This window comes from Bacillus sp. USDA818B3_A, from assembly GCF_009928415.1.
Lineage (GTDB): Bacteria > Bacillota > Bacilli > Bacillales > Cytobacillaceae > Neobacillus.
Genome location: NZ_JAABNN010000011.1, coordinates 38,171 through 60,109 on the forward strand (window position 1 = coordinate 38,171; position 21,939 = coordinate 60,109).

Annotated in this window: 16 protein-coding genes; 2 read left to right on the forward strand and 14 right to left on the reverse strand. The window is 38.3% G+C overall.

The genetic code is table 11. The features are described 5' to 3' along the window. Positions 1-28: 28 nt before the first annotated feature. The 3 genes from GXK58_RS17140 to GXK58_RS17150 form a co-directional block, all read right to left on the reverse strand. Complete coding sequence (locus tag GXK58_RS17140) at positions 29-877, reverse strand: carbohydrate ABC transporter permease (RefSeq protein WP_442862484.1); 849 nt, start codon at positions 875-877, stop codon at positions 29-31. A gap of 83 nt (positions 878-960) precedes the next feature. Continuing rightward, complete coding sequence (locus tag GXK58_RS17145) at positions 961-1,818, reverse strand: ABC transporter permease (RefSeq protein WP_160724452.1); 858 nt, start codon at positions 1,816-1,818, stop codon at positions 961-963. A 193-nt stretch (positions 1,819-2,011) separates the two neighbouring features. Beyond that, complete coding sequence (locus GXK58_RS17150) at positions 2,012-3,646, reverse strand: extracellular solute-binding protein (RefSeq protein WP_160724389.1); 1,635 nt, start codon at positions 3,644-3,646, stop codon at positions 2,012-2,014. 519 nt (positions 3,647-4,165) lie between these two features. Here GXK58_RS17150 and GXK58_RS17155 point away from each other — a divergent pair. Then, on the forward strand, positions 4,166-5,065 hold the full coding sequence (locus tag GXK58_RS17155) for an AraC family transcriptional regulator (RefSeq protein WP_160724390.1): 900 nt from the start codon (positions 4,166-4,168) through the stop codon (positions 5,063-5,065). A gap of 114 nt (positions 5,066-5,179) precedes the next feature. Here the strand turns inward: GXK58_RS17155 and GXK58_RS17160 are convergent, their stop codons facing one another. From GXK58_RS17160 to GXK58_RS17175, 4 genes are all read right to left on the reverse strand, one after another. Beyond that, positions 5,180-6,979, reverse strand: coding sequence for a glycoside hydrolase family 2 protein (locus GXK58_RS17160; protein ID WP_160724391.1), 1,800 nt, complete (start codon positions 6,977-6,979; stop codon positions 5,180-5,182). Positions 6,980-7,108: 129 nt separating this feature from the next. Then, on the reverse strand, positions 7,109-9,073 hold the full coding sequence (locus GXK58_RS17165) for a glycoside hydrolase family 127 protein (protein WP_160724392.1): 1,965 nt from the start codon (positions 9,071-9,073) through the stop codon (positions 7,109-7,111). A gap of 83 nt (positions 9,074-9,156) precedes the next feature. Next, positions 9,157-10,128 carry an aldo/keto reductase gene (locus GXK58_RS17170; RefSeq protein ID WP_160724393.1) on the reverse strand — a complete coding sequence of 324 codons (972 nt, stop codon included), beginning with the start codon at positions 10,126-10,128 and terminating at the stop codon, positions 9,157-9,159. A 272-nt stretch (positions 10,129-10,400) separates the two neighbouring features. Further along, positions 10,401-11,348: a family 43 glycosylhydrolase gene (locus tag GXK58_RS17175; protein WP_160724394.1), complete on the reverse strand. Its 948-nt coding sequence runs from the start codon at positions 11,346-11,348 to the stop codon at positions 10,401-10,403. 273 nt (positions 11,349-11,621) lie between these two features. Here GXK58_RS17175 and GXK58_RS17180 point away from each other — a divergent pair, with 273 nt between their 5' ends. Continuing rightward, on the forward strand, positions 11,622-14,186 hold the full coding sequence (locus tag GXK58_RS17180) for a LamG-like jellyroll fold domain-containing protein (RefSeq protein ID WP_160724395.1): 2,565 nt from the start codon (positions 11,622-11,624) through the stop codon (positions 14,184-14,186). A gap of 44 nt (positions 14,187-14,230) precedes the next feature. Here the strand turns inward: GXK58_RS17180 and GXK58_RS17185 are convergent, their stop codons facing one another. The 7 genes from GXK58_RS17185 to GXK58_RS17215 all read right to left on the reverse strand — a co-directional run bounded on the left by GXK58_RS17185 (position 14,231) and on the right by GXK58_RS17215 (position 21,867). Next, positions 14,231-15,178, reverse strand: a complete 948-nt coding sequence (locus GXK58_RS17185) for an ArsR/SmtB family transcription factor (protein WP_160724396.1) — start codon at positions 15,176-15,178, stop codon at positions 14,231-14,233. Positions 15,179-15,391: 213 nt separating this feature from the next. Then, the gene (locus tag GXK58_RS17190) at positions 15,392-16,240 is read right to left on the reverse strand and encodes an MBL fold metallo-hydrolase (protein ID WP_160724397.1); all 849 of its coding nucleotides are present in this window, start codon (positions 16,238-16,240) and stop codon (positions 15,392-15,394) included. Between the two features lie 56 nt (positions 16,241-16,296). Then, positions 16,297-17,271: an aldo/keto reductase family protein gene (locus tag GXK58_RS17195; protein ID WP_160724398.1), complete on the reverse strand. Its 975-nt coding sequence runs from the start codon at positions 17,269-17,271 to the stop codon at positions 16,297-16,299. Between the two features lie 30 nt (positions 17,272-17,301). Then, entirely contained in the window at positions 17,302-18,678 is a 1,377-nt protein-coding gene (locus GXK58_RS17200; protein WP_237389704.1) for an MATE family efflux transporter, read from the reverse strand. Positions 18,679-18,774: 96 nt separating this feature from the next. Beyond that, positions 18,775-19,740 carry a glycoside hydrolase family 43 protein gene (locus tag GXK58_RS17205; protein ID WP_160724399.1) on the reverse strand — a complete coding sequence of 322 codons (966 nt, stop codon included), beginning with the start codon at positions 19,738-19,740 and terminating at the stop codon, positions 18,775-18,777. Positions 19,741-19,780: 40 nt separating this feature from the next. Then, positions 19,781-20,731: a glycoside hydrolase family 43 protein gene (locus tag GXK58_RS17210; RefSeq protein WP_160724400.1), complete on the reverse strand. Its 951-nt coding sequence runs from the start codon at positions 20,729-20,731 to the stop codon at positions 19,781-19,783. An 80-nt stretch (positions 20,732-20,811) separates the two neighbouring features. Continuing rightward, a complete protein-coding gene (locus tag GXK58_RS17215; RefSeq protein ID WP_160724401.1) occupies positions 20,812-21,867 on the reverse strand; it encodes an aldose epimerase family protein in 1,056 nt (351 codons plus the stop codon). Positions 21,868-21,939: the final 72 nt, after the last annotated feature.

A 21,939-nucleotide genomic window follows, 5' to 3' on the forward strand; every position in this document is an offset into this window, starting at 1 on the left:
GTTAATTTTATACAGTTGCTTGAAAGGATCATCCTTTTACAGAACCAATCATGACACCCTTTTCAAAGTATTTCTGGATGAATGGATAAACTAGTAAGATAGGCAATGTTGACACAATGATAACTCCATATTTAATTTGGTCGGCATATTTTTGTGCATATCCGCCTGCAGCTCCACCTGAACCGGCTCCTTGTGCAAATACTTGGTTCGAGATAAGGATATCTCTTAAAACGATTTGCAATGGCTGCAAACTATAGTCACGAATATAAATGAGTCCTGTAAAGAAGTCATTCCAGTGCCCTACTAAGTAATAAAGCCCTACAACAGAGATAACCGCTTTGGATAAAGGAAGGGCTACTTTACCGAAAAATTGAAAATGGGTACAGCCATCCATTTGAGCGGCTTCAAACAATTCTTTTGGCAGCGAACTTTCAAAGAATGTCCGTGTAATAATTAGATTGAACACATTCACGGAGAACGGGATAATAAACACCCACATACTATTAGTTAAGTTTAAGTCTTTCATTAATAGATAAGTAGGAATTAATCCACCGTTAAAGAACATCGTAAAGACAAACACAAACATTAAAAGTCGTCTAGCCTTAAATTCTTGTCTTGATAACACATAGGCTGCAGGTAAGGTAAACAACAAATTTACAAAGGTACCTAAAAGTGTGTAAATAATCGTATTTTTATAGCCTACCCAAATTCTTGTATCTTTAAAAATCTCTGTGTATCCGAATAGACTAAAACCTTTAGGGTAAAGAAGAACTTTACCTGTTGATACAAGAGTAGAGTCACTAACCGAGGCAATTACGACAAAGTACAATGGATAAGCGACGATTAAAAAGATAAACACACAAAATACAAAAATCATACAATCGAAAATGATATCGGATGTTGATTTTCCCTTTTTATTAAAAAGCGCCATGACTTTCCCTCCTTACATAAAAAGCTCCATTACCACAAACTAATATTTGAAAATCTCTTTGCGATTGTATTCATAGCCAGTAAGAATACAAAATTAATCAGTGTATTAAATAAACCAATGGCAGCAGAGTAGCTGAATTGACTAGAAATAATACCGATCTTATAGACATATGTGGCAATAACTTCAGATACTGGAAGATTCAACGGGTTTTGCATTAAGAAGATTTTTTCAAATCCAGTATTTAAGATACCACCCATACTAAGAATGAAGAGGATAATCATCGTAGGAACAATCGCCGGTAAATCTACATACCTGATCGTTTGCCATCTGCTCGCCCCATCTATTTTCGCTGAATCATACAGCTGCGGATCGACACTTGCAAGTGCGGCTAAATAAATGATGCTATTCCATCCGGCATGCTGCCAGATATCTGATAGTACATATACGGGAACAAAGGTATTCTCTGAAGCTAGTAAGTTGATATCTCCTAATCCTATTGCCTTCATTAAGTGACCAACAACCCCTGTTTCCGGTGACAATAAGACGTTCAATAAACCTACCATTACTACCATAGAGATGAAGTGCGGCAAATAAACGGTGGTCTGCAGAGTTTTCTTCCACCGCTTCCCGAACACCTGATTAATAACCAGTGCCATAATAATTGGGGCCGGAAATCCTAAAATAATCGTTGCTAAACTAATGGTCACTGTATTTACCATTAAGTCTTTAAACATATAGTTGTGAATAAATTGATCAAAATACTTGAGACCTACCCATTCTCCTCCCGCAAGCCCTTTCGTAAAATCAAATTCCCGGAAGGCAAGCTGAATGCCATACATTGGTATGTAATTAAAAATAACAATAACGATAACAGCAGGTAAAATCATGAGCCACAACTGGTAGTCACGTTTAAATGTGTTAAAGATGGTTGATTTCTTTGTTTTTACACTAGGGATACCTGATAAATTATCATTTATTTTTTTCGTTTCAGCGTTTATAAAGGCCACAAAACATTCCCTCCTTTATTTTAAGGAAGATGCTATACCATTTTCATATGGTATAGCATCCTTCTGGCAGTTATTATTTCTGGTTTTTCTTGTAATCGTCATAATATTTTTGCATAATCTTAATGTTTTCAGGTAAGCCTGTTTTCTCCACATTTTTCACATAGGCATTCCATTCTTTATCGATTCCACCTTTTGTGATCCACTGTGAGAATTTAGGCATAGCCAAATTCATAAGATTCGTATTGTTTAAGGCTAGTTTCGAGTTATCCTCTTTACTGTATTTAATAAACATGCCAGGGAAAATATCATTTTCTTTATCAATCGCATCGATTGCACCCATCAGCGGTTCAGTTTGTTTGTCGACTGATTGCATATCTGTACCAAGCTCAAGCTTTAAATCATCCGCAATATACATAGGACCATTATCTGCCCATGTTGAGGTCCATTTCCATGTACCTGGGTCCATCTTCGAGTCGGTTGGAGGTAACACTTTGTAGCTGCCGTCTCCGTTATCCGCAATATTTTCTCCGATTGAACCAAACAGGATTTGCATACTTACTTTTGGATCATACAATTCATTGATAAATTTCATCGCAGCTTCTTTATTTTGACTCTGCGCGGAAAGTGATACTGTATTTACATTATAGTTTAGAACGTTATAATCATAGGTCCAGGATTGCTTTGCAGTTGAGTCAGCAGACTGCTTTAATGGAGCCAATGTTGTATATTGTGGAGCCAGCTGGTTTCCGAATCTATCAGTTAATTCCCAGCCATAGGTATAACCAACTTTTGCTAGATCGCCACTGCCGCGGGCAACTGATTGGTATTTAGTATAATCCTGAGTAAATACTTCTTTACTGATTAACCCAGCTTTATAAGACTTATTTAAGAACTTAACAAAATCTTTATAACGTTCGTCGGTGAAGAAATTTTTGACTTTACCATCTTCAACATAATAGCCCTGGCCGCTGCCTTCACCTAAAGTAATTCCGGTGCTTCCCAAAAGAACGGTCGGCTGGAAGAATCCAAATCCACCTGTTCCAGTTGGAGAAAAGTCCATTGGGATTTCGTCATTAGGATCTCCGTTGCCATTTGCATCCTTTTCTTTAAAAGCTACTAAAACATCATATAATTCATCCCAATTTGTTGGCTGTTTTAGGCCTAAATTATCTAACCATTTTTGATTGATGAATTGTCTTGTGGCTGTTGCAGGCCAGAATCTTTGGTATTTAGGCAATCCATAAATTTTCCCGTCAAGCTGTGTGGCAATTGCCTGGGTTTCTGGTTTGGCTTCAAACATCTTTTTTACATTTGGCAAACTCTTATCAAGATCATCTGACAGGTCCTCAAATAAACCGTTGTATTGTACATAATCCGCATCCGTAATCGCGTTTGGTCCAATAATCAAGTCTGGAACATCACCGCTTGCAAGCAGTGCACCCTTTTTCTGATCCCAGTCGGCGGTAACCTCTTGCCATTTAATTTCAACACCTGCTTTTTTCTCCACTTCTTCTAACCATTTCATTTTTTTAAGATCTTGAGTTAAAGGATGTTTTGTAATAAGTGCTGTTAATTGAACTTTGCCATCTTTTGTTGTTCCGCCGCTGTTCTTTCCGTCACTAGATGCTGAATCGTTAGAACAAGCTGCTAGTACCGAAGCAGATAAAGATAATGCTAGAAAACTACTTAAAACCTTTTTCTTTTTCATACTGATTTCTCCTATTCAATGATTTATAGAAACAATCTTTATGTTTTTGTGTAGAATTCACCATAAAACTATTACTGCCTGAACAAAGATCTCTACATTTACTGGTAACCCTTTCAAAACGAGCGTCCCGGAGTAATGCTCTTCAAAAGAAGATCAAAAGAAATGGACTTTCCTGACTAAAGTGAATCAAGAAAAAATATCAATTAAATGATAAAATGGCGCTTTTTGAAAATCAGCCCCTGCTTCATTGCATATTTTAGAAACACCTAGCAATGGATTAGAGGCATCAAATTATACTCCCTCCCTATTATTCTCTTTGTCTTTTATTCCTTCCGTTCCCATCTGTGTTGTAAACACTTACATTTATTGATTTAAGAATACCATTGGCTCTTGATACTGTCAGTAACCAACAAGGTATATTTGGTGGACAATATTGACTATATAATAATTAATAATTATGTTATTGTAATAAGTAAAGATAAAATATAATAGTATTCTTCGGATTTAGAGGCGATATCTATGAGAGAATATTTGAGAATGAATGTAAGCTCCCCTATTGATTTTGTTCTAGGTGGTAAATTAATTTCAACTGAACCTTTTACTCATATGAAACGAACGATGCCGCTTTGTGAAATTATTATAGGTATAGATCAAATACTATATATAGAGTGTAACGGTATAGAATATGAGGTTAAACCAGGTGATGTTTTATTTGTGCTGCCAAATCAGCTTCACTTAGGCTATAAGGAATGCGAGGCAGGACTTTCCTTCTATTGGTTTCATGTCCTTTTGCCGGACGATATAACCAAAATGGATGAGATTACCATGGGTAACCAAGCTAGACTTCTTCAATCTAATCCGTATACCAAGGAATCAAATCATTCTATTTTATTACCTATCTATTCAACTCCCAAGCGAATTGATCGAATCAATATATTATGTAATCAAATACTTGATGTAGCACACGCAAACTACTTTAATCGTTATGCAGCCAGTTATCTCACCACCTCTTTACTTATTGAATTATCCGAACAAACCATTACAAACTTTCAAGACCCGTTAAAAAGCTCGTATTCAGATAGAAAACTTGTAAAAATATTAGAATGGATTCGTGTTAATGCATTGGATCATACTATTTCAACTAGCTCTATTGCAAAAACTTTTAATTATAATAGGGATTATTTATCTCGTTTTTTTAAAACTAGTACCGGCATGAACGTACAAGAATATATCCATATTCTTAAACTATCAAAAGCTAAAGAATTGCTCATTAGTACAAATATGAGTATCGGAAGAATATCCCATTTAATCGGGATTAATGACGAAAGATATTTTATGCGGCTCTTTAAAAAGTACGAAAAAGTTACTCCAACAGAATATCGCCAAGCCTATCATCGTATACCGTTGAATAGGGAATAAACGTATACGCGATTAAATTTATTTCTGATTAGGATTTCTAAACGGCTTAATAGAGCAAAAAAACTCACCAAAATTTTGGTGAGTTTTTTTAGATATCAAAGATGGTAAAAAAAATTAAAATGGGTTGATTGTTTCAACATGCCACATTTGATTTACTTTCTTTATTTCTTCCAAATCACATTTTGGTTTTCGATCATAAGTAAGAAGACCATTAATCTCCTGTTCAACATCCGTTAATTGAGTATAACAGAAGCCATGTAAAGCATTGGAGGAAAAAACAGCCTCCATTACACGCTTATAATCATTAATAAGTTCATTTTCATTAGAAACTGATGTATACCCCCAGCCAGATTCTGTCCCCGCCTTATACCCAATACCGCCAAACTCAGTTAATAGTATCGGTTCTCCTTGATGTGAGAAACCTTCTGTATATATTTTTCTTCCCGCAGGAAGCGAATGTAGAAGTTCCTCTTTTGTTGAAAGTGACTTTTTAAAGTGGTTGTATTTTTCAACTTCCTTTTCATGTCCATGGTTATAATTATGGATACCGCAAATGTCGGTTACAGTTAATTCCCATCCATCATTTGATATAACCAACCGTGTGGTATCTAACGAATGGATTAGGTGGTACATAGCTGCAGAGTGATGCTTTTGCTGAACATTATTGCAGATATGCGGGACACCCCAGCTTTCATTTATTGGAACCCACGTTACGATAGATGGATGGTTAAAGTCCCGTTCAATGATTTCCATCCATTCTCTTGTTAATCGCCCCACTGCATCTTCACTAAATGAAGGAGCTGATGCACACTCTCCCCAGACAAGAAAGCCTAATTGATCGGCCCAATATAGAAAACGTGGATCTTCCACCTTTTGATGTTTTCTACATCCATTGAATCCCATTTTCTTAGCAAGCTCAATATCCTTTTTATAGTCGAGGTCTGAAGGTGCGGTCAATAATCCCTGTGGCCAATAACCTTGATCCAATACTAGTTTTTGATAATAGGGTTTATTATTTAAGTAGACCATCCCATTTTCAGTATGAATTTTCCTCATTCCAAAATAGGAAGTCACTTCATCTTCTACTTTTTCATTTTCTTTTAGCCGAATGACCACATCAAAAAGATTAGGAGCCTCCGGTGACCAATTCCATCCTCTATCATGAAAATCCGTTCTAAATATCTTTCGATTATATAAATTTAGACAACATCTAGAATAGGAATCTTGGATGGTCATTAATTGTCTTGCGACAACCTCTCCATGATAAGTAATTTCTAATTCGAGCGTTTTATTTGAAAAGTCACCGGCAATTTCATATTCAATCTGAATATCACCACGGTCAATATCTGGTGTAAACTTTAACTTTTTTACAAAAGTACTGTTTACTGCTTCCAACCAAATGGTTTGCCATATGCCTGTTGAACGTGTATACCAGATTCCGGCAGAATCTTCTAACCAATACTGCTTACCTCTAGGTATGGTTTCATCTGTACTAGGGTCTTCAACCCTCACCACAAGCAGTTCTTTTCCACCTTGTAAATAGTCGGTTATATCAAATGAAAATGAGACATGTCCCCCTTCATGGGAACCAACAAAATGCTCGTTTACATAAATCGAGGCTCTGTAATCTACTGCACCAAAATGCAGGATAATTTGTTTACCTTCCATATCTTTTGGTACTTCGAATTCACGCCTATACCAAACCCAATCATGAAAGGTGTTTTCATTAATTCCACTCATTTCAGATTGATAGACGAAAGGGACAGTAATACTTAATGCAAACTCTTTGTCTCTCTTATACCATTTTTCTCTAAGGCCGACATTTTCGTCATCATAATGAAAATCCCATTCACCATTTAAATTTAGCCAATCTTTTCTAATAAGTTGGGGTCGTGGATACTCTTGCCGATACATAATTATCACAAACTCCTTTTTTAATAATAAAGTGTGGTAGCAATAAAGTTATTTTTATAATTGAAGACTCTATACTAAATAGAAAGACCTTGAAGGAAAAGCCCTTCAAAGGTCTAGCTCCTAGAATGTTTATTTTTCATTAACCCATACTTGCATTTCCCCTAATCCACGATTGGCCCAAGCAAAATAAGGAATAAACTTAACGGGAAGTGATTGCGTTTCCATTTTCACGTTAGGTCTATACAAAGCATCACCCCAGTTTTCTGTTTTCCGTTTTAATGCCTCTCCAGTAATCACCCTCACCCCGCCAAGCAGGTTTTCATCCTCTTCCACTTCAAGCCTTCCATCTGAAGATAGTAAAAGTTGATGCAGATTTGAACCATTGTCTGCTTCTTCTAAGCAATAGACTAGCGGCCCTCTTTGGATGGCGACTTTTCCAGCAGTATGGCGGACAAGCGGATGTCCTTTCATTCGTATCACCGGCATAGAAAGAACTAAATTGATCCGATCACCTGCTTTCCAGGATCCTTTTACCATTGCATATCCGTCGACAATGAGTCCGGATAGTGAGCGAAGTTCACCATTTATGGAGATTTCTGCGTTCTCACACCAATCCGGGATACGTAATGCAAGAGTAAAATCAGATTCTAGTTCCGATTTAATGGTAAATTGAATATTGCCGCTCCACGGATAGTTGGTTTTTTGTTCCAAAATTAGACTTTGATTACCGTCCAGCTCAATTTCTGCTTGACCACTAATATATAAATGGGTGTAAACTCTATTTTCACGAACGGTATAAACATACTGCCCCAGGGAAGCAAGCAGCCTAGCAACGTTCGGCGGGCAGCAGGCACAGCCAAACCATCTTTGACGGGTAGGTTTTACATGGTGGTAAATATGATTTGATTCGCAGGCATGAGGATTAACTTCAAGCGGATTCACATAGAAAAAGCTTTTCCCGTCGTGGCCCATTCCAGCTAATACTGTATTATACAGAGCTCTTTCCATTACATCGGCATACTGACTATTTGGTTCTACCTGCAACATTCTTTGTGCAAAGAAGATTAACCCGATAGAAGCGCAAGTCTCCGCATATACCGTATCATTTGGAAGATCATAATCAGTTGAAAAGGCTTCTCCATGACTTTGCGAACCAATTCCACCAGTGATATACATGTTCTTTGAAACCATATTATTCCAAAGTCTTTTACTAGCCTCATACATTTCCCGATTACCAGTTTCTGCAGCCAAATGGGCCATTCCCGTACACATATAAACAAAACGGACGGCATGGCCAACAGCCTTTTCTTGTTCACTAACCGGCTGATGGGCCTGGCTGTACTCTTTATTTTTGATCATCCAAGAATCTGGCCAATGATGGGTGCCGCCTCTTTTCTCGAACTCTTCATCATAAAAATGCGGCTTTCTCCCTCTCTCCTCTAGGAAATATTGGCTTAAACGCAAATATTTTTCGTTTGAGGTGACTTCGTATAGTTTGATCAGTGCTAATTCAATTTCTTGATGGCCGTCATAACCTCGAAGTTTCCCGGGTTCAGTACCAAAGACATCATTTATATGGTCAGCAAATTTAATGACCACATCCAGTATTTTTCTTTTTCCTGTTGCTCGGTAATAAGCGACTGCTGCCTCAATCATATGGCCAGCACAATATAACTCATGACATTCACTAAGATCCGTCCACCGTTTTCCTGGCTCTTTTAATGTATAGTACGTGTTTAAGTATCCATCCTCTAATTGGGCTTTTGCAATAATATCAATTATTCCATCGGCGATTTTTTCAAGCTCTTCGTCTCTTTCCATCGAAAGCAGGTATCCAACAGCTTCAAGCCATTTAGCCACATCACTATCCTGGAAGACCATCCCATGGAATTCTCCCTTTTCTTCTCCTGCAGCAATTTTGAAATTTTTTATCGCGCTGCTTGGTTCTGCATCCGAAATTCGGTCATTAAGGGCATCCCATTGATAAGGAACAACTACATCCCTAACTAAGTTAATGTAATAAGACCAGAATGGATCATTAATTTTAACCTTGTTTAGTGGCAAAGTTTTTGTTTTCAAAATTGTTTTTTCCATTATGTTCCTCCTAGTACTAAGAATCCCACTCGATTAATTTTTTCCTTTAATATATTAAGAGATTATTGGAATCTCAAAATCATTTAAGCTTGGTAAAAATTACGAACCCATCTATGGGATTTTAATTTTTCAACTGTTACTAAAGAAAGCCCCTTTCCGTCTCCAACCTTACAATTTCTTTCCACATTTCTTATGGAACGCATTCCAGGTATAACAGTCGATACAGCAGGATGGCTGAGAATATATCTTAATGCGGTTTCAGCCATATCATCCACCGAAATATTCAAATCCGTGACTATATTTTCAACACGGTTGTAAACCTCCAGTTTCCTTTCATTCTTAAAATAATTATTTCTAAAATCCCCCTCTTCAAATTGGCTTTCCGGGGTAATTCTCCCCGTGAGACCGCCTTCATCTAAAGGTACACGAACGATCACTCCAACATTATGTTTCTCACAAGCTGGCAACAGGGCATCCTCTGGGCTTTGGTCAAAAATGTTATAGATAACTTGAACAGTATCAACAAGGCCTGTCTCAATGAGCTTGATCGCATTTTCAGGCTGATGATCATTAATAGAAACTCCAAAATATTTGATCTTCCCTTGGTTCTTTAGTTGTTCTATTGCTTCAAGCCAATCTCCTTGATTGACCCATTCATCTGACCAAACATGAAACTGTTGAACATCGATTGTTTCTAGACCAAGATTCCGTAAACTTTCCTCTGTACAAGAAATAATATATTCTTTAGGGAATGCTTCTGCTGAAATAACACCGGGCTGAGCAGGCCAAATTCTATTTTTAGGTGGTATTTTGGTAGATACATAGATGGTTTCTTGACGTTCTCTGATTACTTGTCCCACTAAACGCTCACTGTGCCCGTTTCCATAACCTAATGCGGTATCAATAAAATTCAGACCTAGGTCAATCGATTTGTGCAATGCCTTTAAAGATTCATCATCTTTGGCACCAAGCCATCCAGTGTTCCCAATCCCCCAAGCTCCATATCCTATCTCAGAAACTTTCAATCCTGTTTTTCCTAGAACTCGATAATTCACTGCTATCCCTCCATCAACGTTATAAAAAATAGAATGAAACTAATCCAATAGATCGTAGATGTCACCTGCACGGTAGGATTTTGTGGGAATAAGTATTTCATTTTTTCCATTATACCAATTAAAAAATAAGGAATAAAACTAAATGTAAGCGTTTTAAAATTTTCCTACTTTTACATTATGCATTTAAGAATACTGGTTTAATAAAATAGAGGGGCTGACAAACAGTCAGTCAGTTCCCTATCCCTTTAGACAGCCCCTTTTCAACAGTTTATTTATTTATCAATATGCGGCCATCCATCTTCACCCCAGTATAGAGGTCTAATTTGTAAGGTTGGCTTGCCCTTTTTCAAAGCATCGTAAGCATGATTTACAAGCAGACTGGATTCCCCAGAAAAATAAACGGCGCAATGACCAGGACCAATCCAGCGGTCATCACCTGCGTCAATCAGCGTTCCGCCTCCCTCCATCATTGAAACCCCAACTTTGTCATAATAAGGCCCGGTAATATCTTTTGCCCTTCCGACAACGATTTTATAGGTACTTTCAATACCGCGGCAGCAAAAATCAAATGAGACAAACTGATAATAATAACCTTCTTTGTAGACAATAAACGGAGCCTCGATGGTATTTGGCTGTTCCGTTCTACTAGAAATAGACAGTAACTCGGCATTTTCTGCCGGCTTCATTGTAATTGGATCCAGTTTAATCAGTTTAATGCCTGACCAAAAGGATCCAAAATTCAACCATGGCCGGCCTTCTTCATCAAATATTAAATTGGCATCAATTGCATTAAAGTTATCAGATTCGGTAGAATGGATAACATGTCCTCTATCCTTCCACTCATACTCTGGATGTTGCGGATTAAGGGTGGTATTAGTTACCAAACCGATTGCTGAAGTATTTTTTCCAAAGGTAGAGACAGAGTAATAAATATAGTAAACACCATTATGGAAATAAATGTCCGGTGCCCAGATACTATCTTCGTCTTTTTCTGGTACATACTCTTTTGTCCACTCTGGTAAAGAGGTAAATATAGGACCCTCCTGTTTCCATTTCACACCGTCCTCAGAGGATTTAATTTGTATACCGCTCCCAGTATGAAATATATACCAACGAGAATCTTCCCTGGCAATGACCGGATCATGAGCCCATAAATCGCCTTGTAATTTCCAATCTATTTCATAAAAGTTAATTCCACCGAATTGTTCCGTCCTAGTCATCGTATTTCCACCCTTACTAATAATGTTTTAGTTAATTACTTAATAATAATATTAGCAAATTAACTTTATAAATAGAAGGGCCTCCTTATTTGTTTTACTGTAAATTTACTATCTACTACTTAATATTTTATATTTTAATAAATTCAAAAAATAAGAGAATATACCCATGAGTATTTTATTAATTTATATTAATATTAATTCGTTAATATTTTCACTAATATTGACGAAAAATGTAAGCGGTTATTTAGGATAAATAGGAAGGGAGAAAATTTAATGAGTAAACGTATGTTTAAAAGGTTTTCATTTTTGTTCTTGATGCTCCTATTGTTAATACCCAGTGCGGTCTTTGGAGAGGCTCAGAATCCATCTGACCCGCAGCCTAGTGATAACAGTAATAAGCCCAACCTTGATTACCCAGGTGTAGATCCCAATTTTCAAAATGTCTCAGTCCATGACCCATCGATTGTAAAAGATGGTGATACGTTTTATGTGTTTGGCTCTCATATTGAGGCTGCCAAATCTACTGATTTGATTCATTGGCAAACATTTACGAATGGATATACAACTCCTAATAATGCAATATATGGAGATCTATCAAAGAATCTTGCTGGTTCTTTTAAATGGGCAGGGGAAAATGATTCTGATAGTAAAGGCGGCTTTGCGGTTTGGGCCCCGGATGTTTTCTACAACAAAAATTATGTAAATGAGGACGGTTCAAAGGGCGCTTACATGATTTATTATAGTGCTTCCTCTACGTATATCCGTTCTGCGATTGGTTTTGCCGTATCACAAAATATTGAAGGTCCATATAAATATGGGGACACTATCGTTTACTCTGGTTTTACAGAAAATGATGCAACGGATGCAAATAGTACCGTTAATAAAAAATGGACCAATACCAACATTGGTGAACTTGTTGATAATGGAACGTTAGAAGGACCAAGAGCTGGCTGGTTTAATTCTAATGGCTCTTTCAATAACAGCAATTTCCCAAATGCAATCGACTCGACAGTATTCTATGATAAAGACGGAAAACTATGGATGACTTATGGTTCCTGGTCAGGTGGAATTTTTCTCCTCGAGATTGATGAAAAAACAGGTAAAGCCATTTATCCAGGTAAAGACGGAAAGACAGCTGACGGCCGTCTAATTGACCGTTATTTTGGTACAAAAATAGCAGGTGGATATACTAAATCCGGTGAAGGTCCTTATATCGTCTATGATAAGAACACGGACTACTATTATTTATACGTAACGTACGGCTGGTTAGGAGCTGACGGCGGCTATAATATGAGACAGTTCCGTTCTAAAAGTGCGGATGGTCCTTATTTAGATGCATCAGGACAAAATGCAGTCTTACCAGGTAATGTGGCAAATACCCCTTATGGAAATAAAATCATGGGGAACTTCTTGTTTGAACGAAAAGTTGGCGATCCTGGTTCAGGAATTGGTGTCGGTTACCTTTCTCCAGGACACAACTCTGTGTACTTAGATCCGAAAACAGGGCAGCAATTCTTGGTATTCCACAGCCGCTTCCCGCAATCAGGTGAATATCATGAGGTTCGTGTTCACCAGATGTTTATGAATAAAGATGGCTGGCCGGTGGTTGCACCATACCGTTATACTGGTGAAACGTTAGATAAGGTTAATAGACAAGACCTCATTGGTGATTATAAGTTTATTAATCAAGGAAAAGAGTATTCAGCAGCGATTCATAAATCTGTTTTCATCCGTTTAAATGAAGATGGAACCATTACCGGCGAAGTAACTGGTACATGGAAGAAAACAAGCCATAACATCGCGGAACTGACCATTGATGGTCATATCTATAACGGTGTATTTGTCAGAGAATATGATCCTGTTTCAAAGACGAATGTGATGACATTTACAGCCCTATCAAATGAAGGAATTTCGGTTTGGGGCAGTAAACTAGAAAATAAAACAGACCAAGAAGTAGTAACAGCTATTGTGAATGACTTAAATCTTGGTGACACTGAAAAGGTTATTTCGAATTTGACACTTCCAACAGAAGGTACGCAAAGTGCGACAATTACTTGGGATACTTCAAATGCAAGTGTTGTGACAAATACAGGTGTAATTACCCGGCCAGAGGCAGGTTCTTCTCCTGTTACAGCAACCCTTACAGCAACCATCACTAAAGGTGATATAACTGCGACTAAAGTATTTAACGTTAAGGTTATACCTTACGAAGTAGCAAGTTTAGCGGCTCAATACTCGTTTGAAAATAACTTAAATGATACAACAGGTGCTTTTGGTGCAGGAAGTGTTACGGGAAATAGAATTGATAATACTGGTGGAGCTATTTCTTATTCTGACGGTAAAAGCGGAAAGGCAGCTGTCTTTAATGGAGCTTCTGGAGTTCGTTTACCAAATGGGTTAATTTCCAGCAATAAATATTCTGTTTCATTATGGGTAAAACCTGAACAATTAACCATGTATACCACCACCTTCTTTGGAGCAGCAAACCCTAACAGCTGGGTCAGCCTTGTTCCAAATGGTCCAGCAGGTGGAAATACAATGATCTGGTCAGGCAGTGCCAGATGGTATGATGCTCCTGCAGGGTTAACCGTTCCAACCGGCCAATGGTCACATTTGGCTTTTAGTGTTGATAACGGGGCCATTAAAGTTTACGTTAATGGCATTGAAAAGTTCACAGGTTCAAACTTCTCAGATATCTTCACTACTAAAGATGCCAGCTTTAGTTTAGGTGTCAACTGGTGGGATACTCCATTCAAAGGAGCAATGGACGAATTAAAAATCTTTAATGGCGCCCTTACTCCAGCGCAAGTGACGCAATTATCTCAAGCAGGACAATAATTTCAATAAAAAATCGTACGGATATCCAATATCCGTACGATTTTTTATTCGCTTGTCATTTTCACCAGGTCTTCTTTAGTCGTTTCGCTATCATTATAATAGAGGCGGAAAACGAGATCTTGATTATAATTTCCAAATCCTGTTCCAAAGAGGGTGACTCCACCAACATTCTGACTCTCTTCTAGGACAGCAATTCGAAAGGTCCATTGCTTCTCGCGTATACTAACGTCATCAAGACTAACATCTGATATCTTTAGCCCATCAATAAAGGTACCGTCTGATGTTATCCGAAGCCGTTTAAGCAAGCCATATTGGTTGACTTCACTCGGCCACCAATCAGGTGTAAATTTTCCTCGGCTGTCTCCAAAATCTCCCGGACTAGTCCACTTTCCTAATACCACATCATTGAGGAAAAAATGAATATCGGAAGGCCAATTACTGTTCGTAAAGGGAGCCTCGGATGAAAGTTCTAACGATATTTCAAGCTCGCGTGGTTCCTGATTCCCAAGCAAAAAGTTGGGCAGCTTATATTCAACGTATCCTTTTCCAAACCACAAAATCTTCGCACTCATCCGATCCGAATGGAGAAAATATCTTGGATCATCAAATTCTCCGATAATCGTTTCAGTCGTTGCAATTCCACAAGTAGGTTCGATTGTAAAATCAGTATAATGACCGACTGATACCTCTGTTTCGTGGAATTTCTTTACTTCTCTTTTCTTTGAAGGAAATAATACTTCCATTTTTTCAGTTACAAGGTAACACTTTTTTTGTAGCCCGCCTTTACCAGAGATTAATTCAGTCTGAATAATTCCCGCTTTTTCTAATTTTTTTACATGCATGGTCATGATCGCACTGGTAAGCTCTAAGCTTTGGGCGAGTTCTTTGACATTCCGAGGCTGTTCCGCCAGAAGGTGAATAATTCTCATTCTTACCTTACTGGCCAGCGCCTCAAAAACAGGCAGTGATTGTTCAGATATATCTAGATTCATGTGAGTACTCCACCTTAATAGTAATCATTAATATATTTATTAATAATTATTACATTACTATTAAATACCTATTTTTACAATATCGAACCCTAAATATTTCTGTTAACGAAAGAAAAAAGCATGCCAAATTCAGCATGCCCTTTTCCTTCGTCCGATATTCTATCGCCAACTGCCTTTGTGCACGAAATACCCATACAAAGGGCCGCCCATAAGTTATTTATGGTATATGAATCTCTCACCTTGTACCATCATATGAAATTTCTGGTTTGGATATCTGTGAAATAAGTAATCGACAAAATAAGCAGGGTTCTCTCGGTTATTAGGAAACATATCATAATGAATCGGGACAATTAGGTCCGCCCCAACAGTTACAGAAAAGTCAGCGGCTTCTCTAAAGCTCATGTTTCCGACAATTTCACGTGAAGTGCGGAAATAGTCTGCTCCATTTATCGGCAAGAAAGCAACATGTGGTCTAAACTCTCTTACTCTTTCAATTAGTTCAGGAGTAACGATTGTATCGCCGCTGTGGAAAAGACGGATTCCGTTCACCTCAAGAAAATAGCCTAATAACTCATGATTTCCAAGCGAATCTTTTTTATATTCTGTATGGGCAGCAGGGATTGGCGTCATCTTAAACCCCTTAATAGTAAAGGATTCACTATCTTTAGCAGGATGTATATATTTACGATCCAGTTGTCCTTGTACGGATGAGATTAGCGGCGCCGGGATGGCAAACATTGAATCAGATACTCTGCCAATTTCTTTGAGTGTTGATAGATCCAGATGATCATCATGTCCGTGTGTAATTAACACACCATCCAAATCTTTTAGCATGACTGAATCTATTACAGGCGGGAATGCTCTCTTAAATTCTGTCTCAGGATTATTTTCTTCAATGCTGCTTGTTAAATAAGGATCAATACAAAGGAGCCCGTCCTCTTCTGTTCCCTTTATGAGGATTCCTGCTTGTCCCAAATTCCAAAAGGCAACTGACTCTTCATAAATTTTGGTTTTCCTTACTTCATCAATTAAAGTTTCTCCACTTTTATAAATAGCTGACATCGAAATCACCTAGTTTCATATTTTAGTGTGATAGTAATTCTGTATCAAAGATTCTTCTATCTTAACGGAGCAAAATCTTTTACCTTTTCAAGTATCGCTTCAATTTCGCCCAATACATCATGAGCTAGAACTAAATCAACCGCTTTTACATTTTCCTCGACTTGCTGTGGACGGCTGGCTCCTATAATGGCTGAACTAATACTAGGATGGCGCAGGATCCAGGCTAGTGCCAGCTGGCTCAAAGTAACTCCCAGCTCTTCAGCAACATTGTTTAATTTCTGAACACATTCAAGGAGATCATTCCTGAAATAGCTATTAATAACAAAGTTAGTTGAATCATTTGCCGCCCGACTGTCTGTTGGCTTCGCCGTATTTGGTTTATATTTTCCTGTTAAGACCCCTTGGGCCAATGGAGAAAAGACAATTTGTCCGATCCCTCTTTCTGTGGAAACCGGTAAGACTTCTTTTTCTATATATCTTTCAAACATGTTATAAATCGGCTGATTAGAGATGAGCGGTCTCAAATGATTTGCCTTTCCTATCCCCACTGCTTTTTCAATTTGTGCGGCACTCCATTCACTGACCCCAGCATAAAGAATCTTTCCTTGTTTGATTAAATCATCTAGGGCATAGAGTGTTTCCTCGACAGGGACCTCTGGGTCAAATCGGTGGCATTGATATAAATCAATATAATCCAGCCCCAAGCGTTTCAGACTGGCCTCACATTGTTCGACTATATGTTTTCTGGAAAGGCCGCGCTGGTTAGGCTTATCTCCCATTGGGAAAAATAGTTTAGTAGCAACTACATAACTGCTGCGCGGATACACTTTAAGTGCTTCGCCAAGGACTTCTTCTGCCTTACCGCCCTCATAGGCATTCGCAGTATCAAAGAAATTAATTCCTAATTCATAGGCCTTATGAATACAATCATATGCCGTATTGTTCTCAACGGCCTTCCCATAGGTTAGCCAGCTCCCTAAACCAATTTCACTAATTTTCAATCCACTATTTCCAATTCTCCGGTATTTCACTTCATTTTCCTCCCATTTTACATACTATTATTAAGAACCTACAGCATTAGCCTTTTGATCTGCCACCAATACCTTCTTCTCCCATTTCCTGCTCTTCCATCTAAAAAACATTACAATCCCTCTAAACCATTCATCTACAATAAAGGCCGTCCATACTCCAGCTAAACCCAGCCCATAATGAATTCCTAAAATATAGGATATAGGGACAGCTAGCCCCCACATGGAGAGAACGCCCATTTTAACAGTAAAGGCAGCGTCCCCAGTCGCCCGAAGTGAATTCACACAAATTAAATTGAAGGTTCTTCCCGGTTCAAGGATTAAACATAATAATAATAAGGTACTGCCTGTTTTAATAATTTCTTGATTACTCGTAAACAAACTCATTAAATCCTGTCTGAAGAAAGATATTAAAATGGAAACCAAAATAGAGATGATGAAGCTTGGTTTGAGACTTTTATATAATTGACGATAGGCATCTTCATATTTCCCTGCACCAACACGGTACCCTATTAGGATTTGTGTACCCTGCCCCAGTGCCAAGCCAAACAACATAATAAAGGACATAATATTCCAAGTATAAACACGAGTAGATAAGGCGGCAGCTCCAAGAAGAGCCGTAATCGCGGTCATAGCCATTTGGCTGGTATTATAGCTAATTTGTTCCCCGGCAGCAGGTAGACCAACTTTTAAAATCTTCCTTATAATCGTTAAGTCGAAATGAAGATAGTCTTCGAGTTTAATGGTGATCGGCAGCCGCTTGTACATAAGAATGAATCCAATGATAAGAGCCGAGGCCCTGCTAAAGGCGGTTGAGAAGGCTACCCCTTTTACCCCCAATTCAGGGAATCCAAATAAACCAAAAATAACTATACTGTTACCAATTAGATGGATTACATTCATACTGACCGATACAAACATAGCCTCTCTTGTAAATCCATTCGCCCTAAGAATAGAAGAAACGGTCACTAAAATAGCTTGTAAAAATAAAGTACCACCAACAATGGAAAGATACTCATATCCTATTGAGGCGAGATTTGCTTTTAGATGGAATAATTCTAATAACGGACCTTTAAAGATCAGCATTAAACAACTTACGATTACACCAATCATCAAATTGATTGTTAAAGAGATGGCAGCTGCTTTTTTAGCTCCTTCCCTTAGTCCGGCCCCTAGATATTGTGAAATAAGGACAGCTGTCCCAGTCGCAGTAAAACTAAATATCAAAATGCAAAAAAAGACAAGTTGATTGGCGACTCCGACAGCGGCGACAATATCATCGGAAATATGAGACAGCATGATGGTATCGGTGCTCCCCATAATCATTTGCAGCAGAAGCTCAATAAAAATGGGCCAAGTAATCGCAAGTAAAGTTATGTTTCTATGATTTGGTTCCATTGTATTTCTCATCGTTTTCTTCACTTTCTACAGAAAAAGATTCATATCAACGAAAAGATATGAACCTTTTTAACTGTACCTATTTATTCTGCGCATCATTATGGCAGTTTAGCTAGGGCATCCAAAGTTTGGAGTACCGTCAGGGTTCCAGGTAAACTCTTTCGCACAGGTATGACGGTTTGGATCATAAAGTGGATCGCCAACGATTTCTGTATAGTTCCTTACATGATAAACGAGAATATCCTTGCTTCCATCTTCAGAAACTGTAAAACTGTTATGTCCTGGTCCATATTGACCGGATTCATAACATGTTTTAAATACAGGTGCTTCTGATTTTGTCCAAGAATTTGGATCCAGTACATCACTTGATTCATCTGCCATAAGAAGACCCATACTATAATTTTCATCGGTTGCACTTCCAGAGAAGGAAATGAATATCTTCCCATTCTTCTTCAGTACAGCCGGCCCTTCATTTACCCAGAATCCAATGGTTTCCCAATCATATTCTGGTTTAGCTATCATTACTTGCGGCCCTTTAATGGTCCAAGGGTTTTCTAACGGAGCAATATAAAGATTAGAATTGCCGCGGATGTTAGGATCCTTTTGCGCCCAGACAAGATATTGCTGTCCGTTATGCTCAAAAGAAGTCGCATCCAACGCAAATGACTCCCAATCTGTTTTAATTTGTCCTTTTTCTTCCCATGTTCCTTCTAATGGGTTAGCCGATTTATTTTCAATCACGAACATCCGGTGTTGAAAAAGTCCATCAACGATTTCCTGCGATGGGGCCGCAGCGTAATAAATGTACCAGCTGTCATTAATGTAATGGATCTCTGGCGCCCAAATCAGTGCACTCATCGGGCCTGTTTCATGCTTCCTCCAAGCCACTGCAGTTTCAGCATCTGCAATGCCTTGAATTGTTTTTGAACGTCTAACCTCGATTTGGTCATATTCAGGAACCGATGCAGTAAAGTAATAGTATCCGTCTGCATGTTTATAGACCCAAGGATCCGCTCTTTGCTCGATCACAAGATCTTTTGCTGTTTTTGCTTCTTCGATTGTTACTTTTACCATCTTAATCTTCCTTCCAAAACAAGTTGTCAGCTATAGTAAATTATTTTGCATCGGCTGCTGGGATACCAAAATTAGGTGTGCCATCCTCGTTCCAAGTAAACACTTGAGCCCGTGTGTGGCGGTTAGGATCCCATAACGGGTCGCCCTCGATTTCCTTATAGTTACGGGCGTGATAGATCAGAATATCTTGGCTGCCATCTTCAGAGACGGTGAAACTGTTATGTCCTGGCCCATACTGGCTTGTTTCTTCGTTTGTCTGGAAAACTGGTGCCTCTGATTTTTTCCATGAGGCTGGGTCTAATAGATCGCTGCTTTCATCAGCCGAAAGAAGGCCCATGCAATAATTGTAATCGGTAGCACTCGCTGAATAAGAGATAAAGATTTTTCCGTTTCTCTTTATGACAGCGGCCCCTTCGTTAACTAAAAAGCCGATGGTCTCCCAATCATATTCAGGTTTCGTAATCATGACTTGCGGCCCTTCGATGGTCCATGGATTAACCATTTTTGCAATATAAAGATTGGAGTTTCCGACAATTTTCAGATCTCTTTGTGCCCAAACATAATATCGTTGGCCCTTATGCTCAAAAGTAGTCGCATCAAGAGAGAAGGACTCCCAATCAGTCTTTACTTGTCCCTTTTCTACCCAAGTTCCTTCAAGAGGATTTTCTGAATCATTTTCAATCACATACATCCGATGATCAAAAATTTCATCTACTCTGGCAGCCGCATAGTAGATATACCATTTTCCGTCAATGTAATGAATTTCCGGGGCCCAAATATTGGCGCTCATTGGACCTTCTTCATGTTTTCTCCAAACAACAACTGGTTCGGCCTCATCTAACCCCTGAATAGTTGCAGACCTTCTAACCTCAATGAGGTCATATTCTGGCACAGAAGCAGTAAAGTAATAATAACCGTCAGTATGTTTATATACCCAAGGATCAGCACGCTGCTCGACAATTGGATTTTTTAATGTATCAACCTTTGGCATAATAAATCACCTTTCTTTTTTTATACTGTCTTAATCCTGAAGATTAACTTTGACTACCTCATTTTTCCTAAATCCTCATATTAACTATTAGTTATTACTCCAAATTTATACTTCGTTACAGTTGTATACTCTTGGCCTTTTTCTAAGATCCAAGAAGGAAAATTAGGGTGGTGAATTGCATCCGGCAGCCCTTGGGTTTCTAGACAAATACCAAGGTATTTACGGGACGGAACACCGTAGATTTCACCGTCTGTTTTCATTTGGTTCCCGGAGTAAACGACCACACCTGGCTCATCGGTTTCAACTGTCAATGTTCGGCCGCTCTCTGAATCTTTAAGGATTATTTCTTCGTCATGGTTGGCTGATAATAAAAACGGATGATCATACCCATTTCCAGCTAAAATGTTCTGCGGATGAGTGGAGTCGACTCCCGTTTGAATGTACCTTCCGCTAGTAAAGTCAAATGGTGTTCCTTTCACATCCAGCAGTTCTCCAGTTGGAAGCAATTCTTCATTTAGTTCTAGGAATTTATCACTCTTAATTGATAGAGTATGATTAAGAATATCCCGTTTGATATTTCCGCTCAAATTAAAATACGAATGATTGGTCATATTTAATAATGTATCTTCATCTGAAAAACCTGAATAGCGAATGGTTAGTTCATTTTGATTATTAAGTGTATATGTTACCTTAATCGTTACATTTCCAGGGTATCCTTCCTCCCCATCAGGACTTAGGTATGAAAATTGAACACCAATTTCTTGTTCATTTTCGATCACATCAGCATCCCAAATCACTTTATCAAACCCTTGATTTCCGCCATGGAGGTGATTATTATTTTCATTTTTTGCCAGAGTGTAGGTTTTTCCGTTTAGTTCAAAGGCTCCACTTTCTATACGGCCCGCTACCCTTCCTACAATCGTTCCGAAAAAACAACTGCCCTTTACATATTCATCTAATGTGTCATACCCGAGGACAATATTTTCAAAGTTCCCATTTTTATCAGGAACATTCATTTTTGTAATGATACAACCGTAATTAATACATGTAAGTTCCATACCGTTATCGTTTACTAGTGTAAATGAATCGACAATTTGGTTATTTAATTGACCGAATTTTTCTTGGATTACCTTCATTTGAATCCTGCCTTTCCTCCATGTCTAATCTTTCACAGTCTATTAATGATATAAAAGGCTGTGTTAAACCTG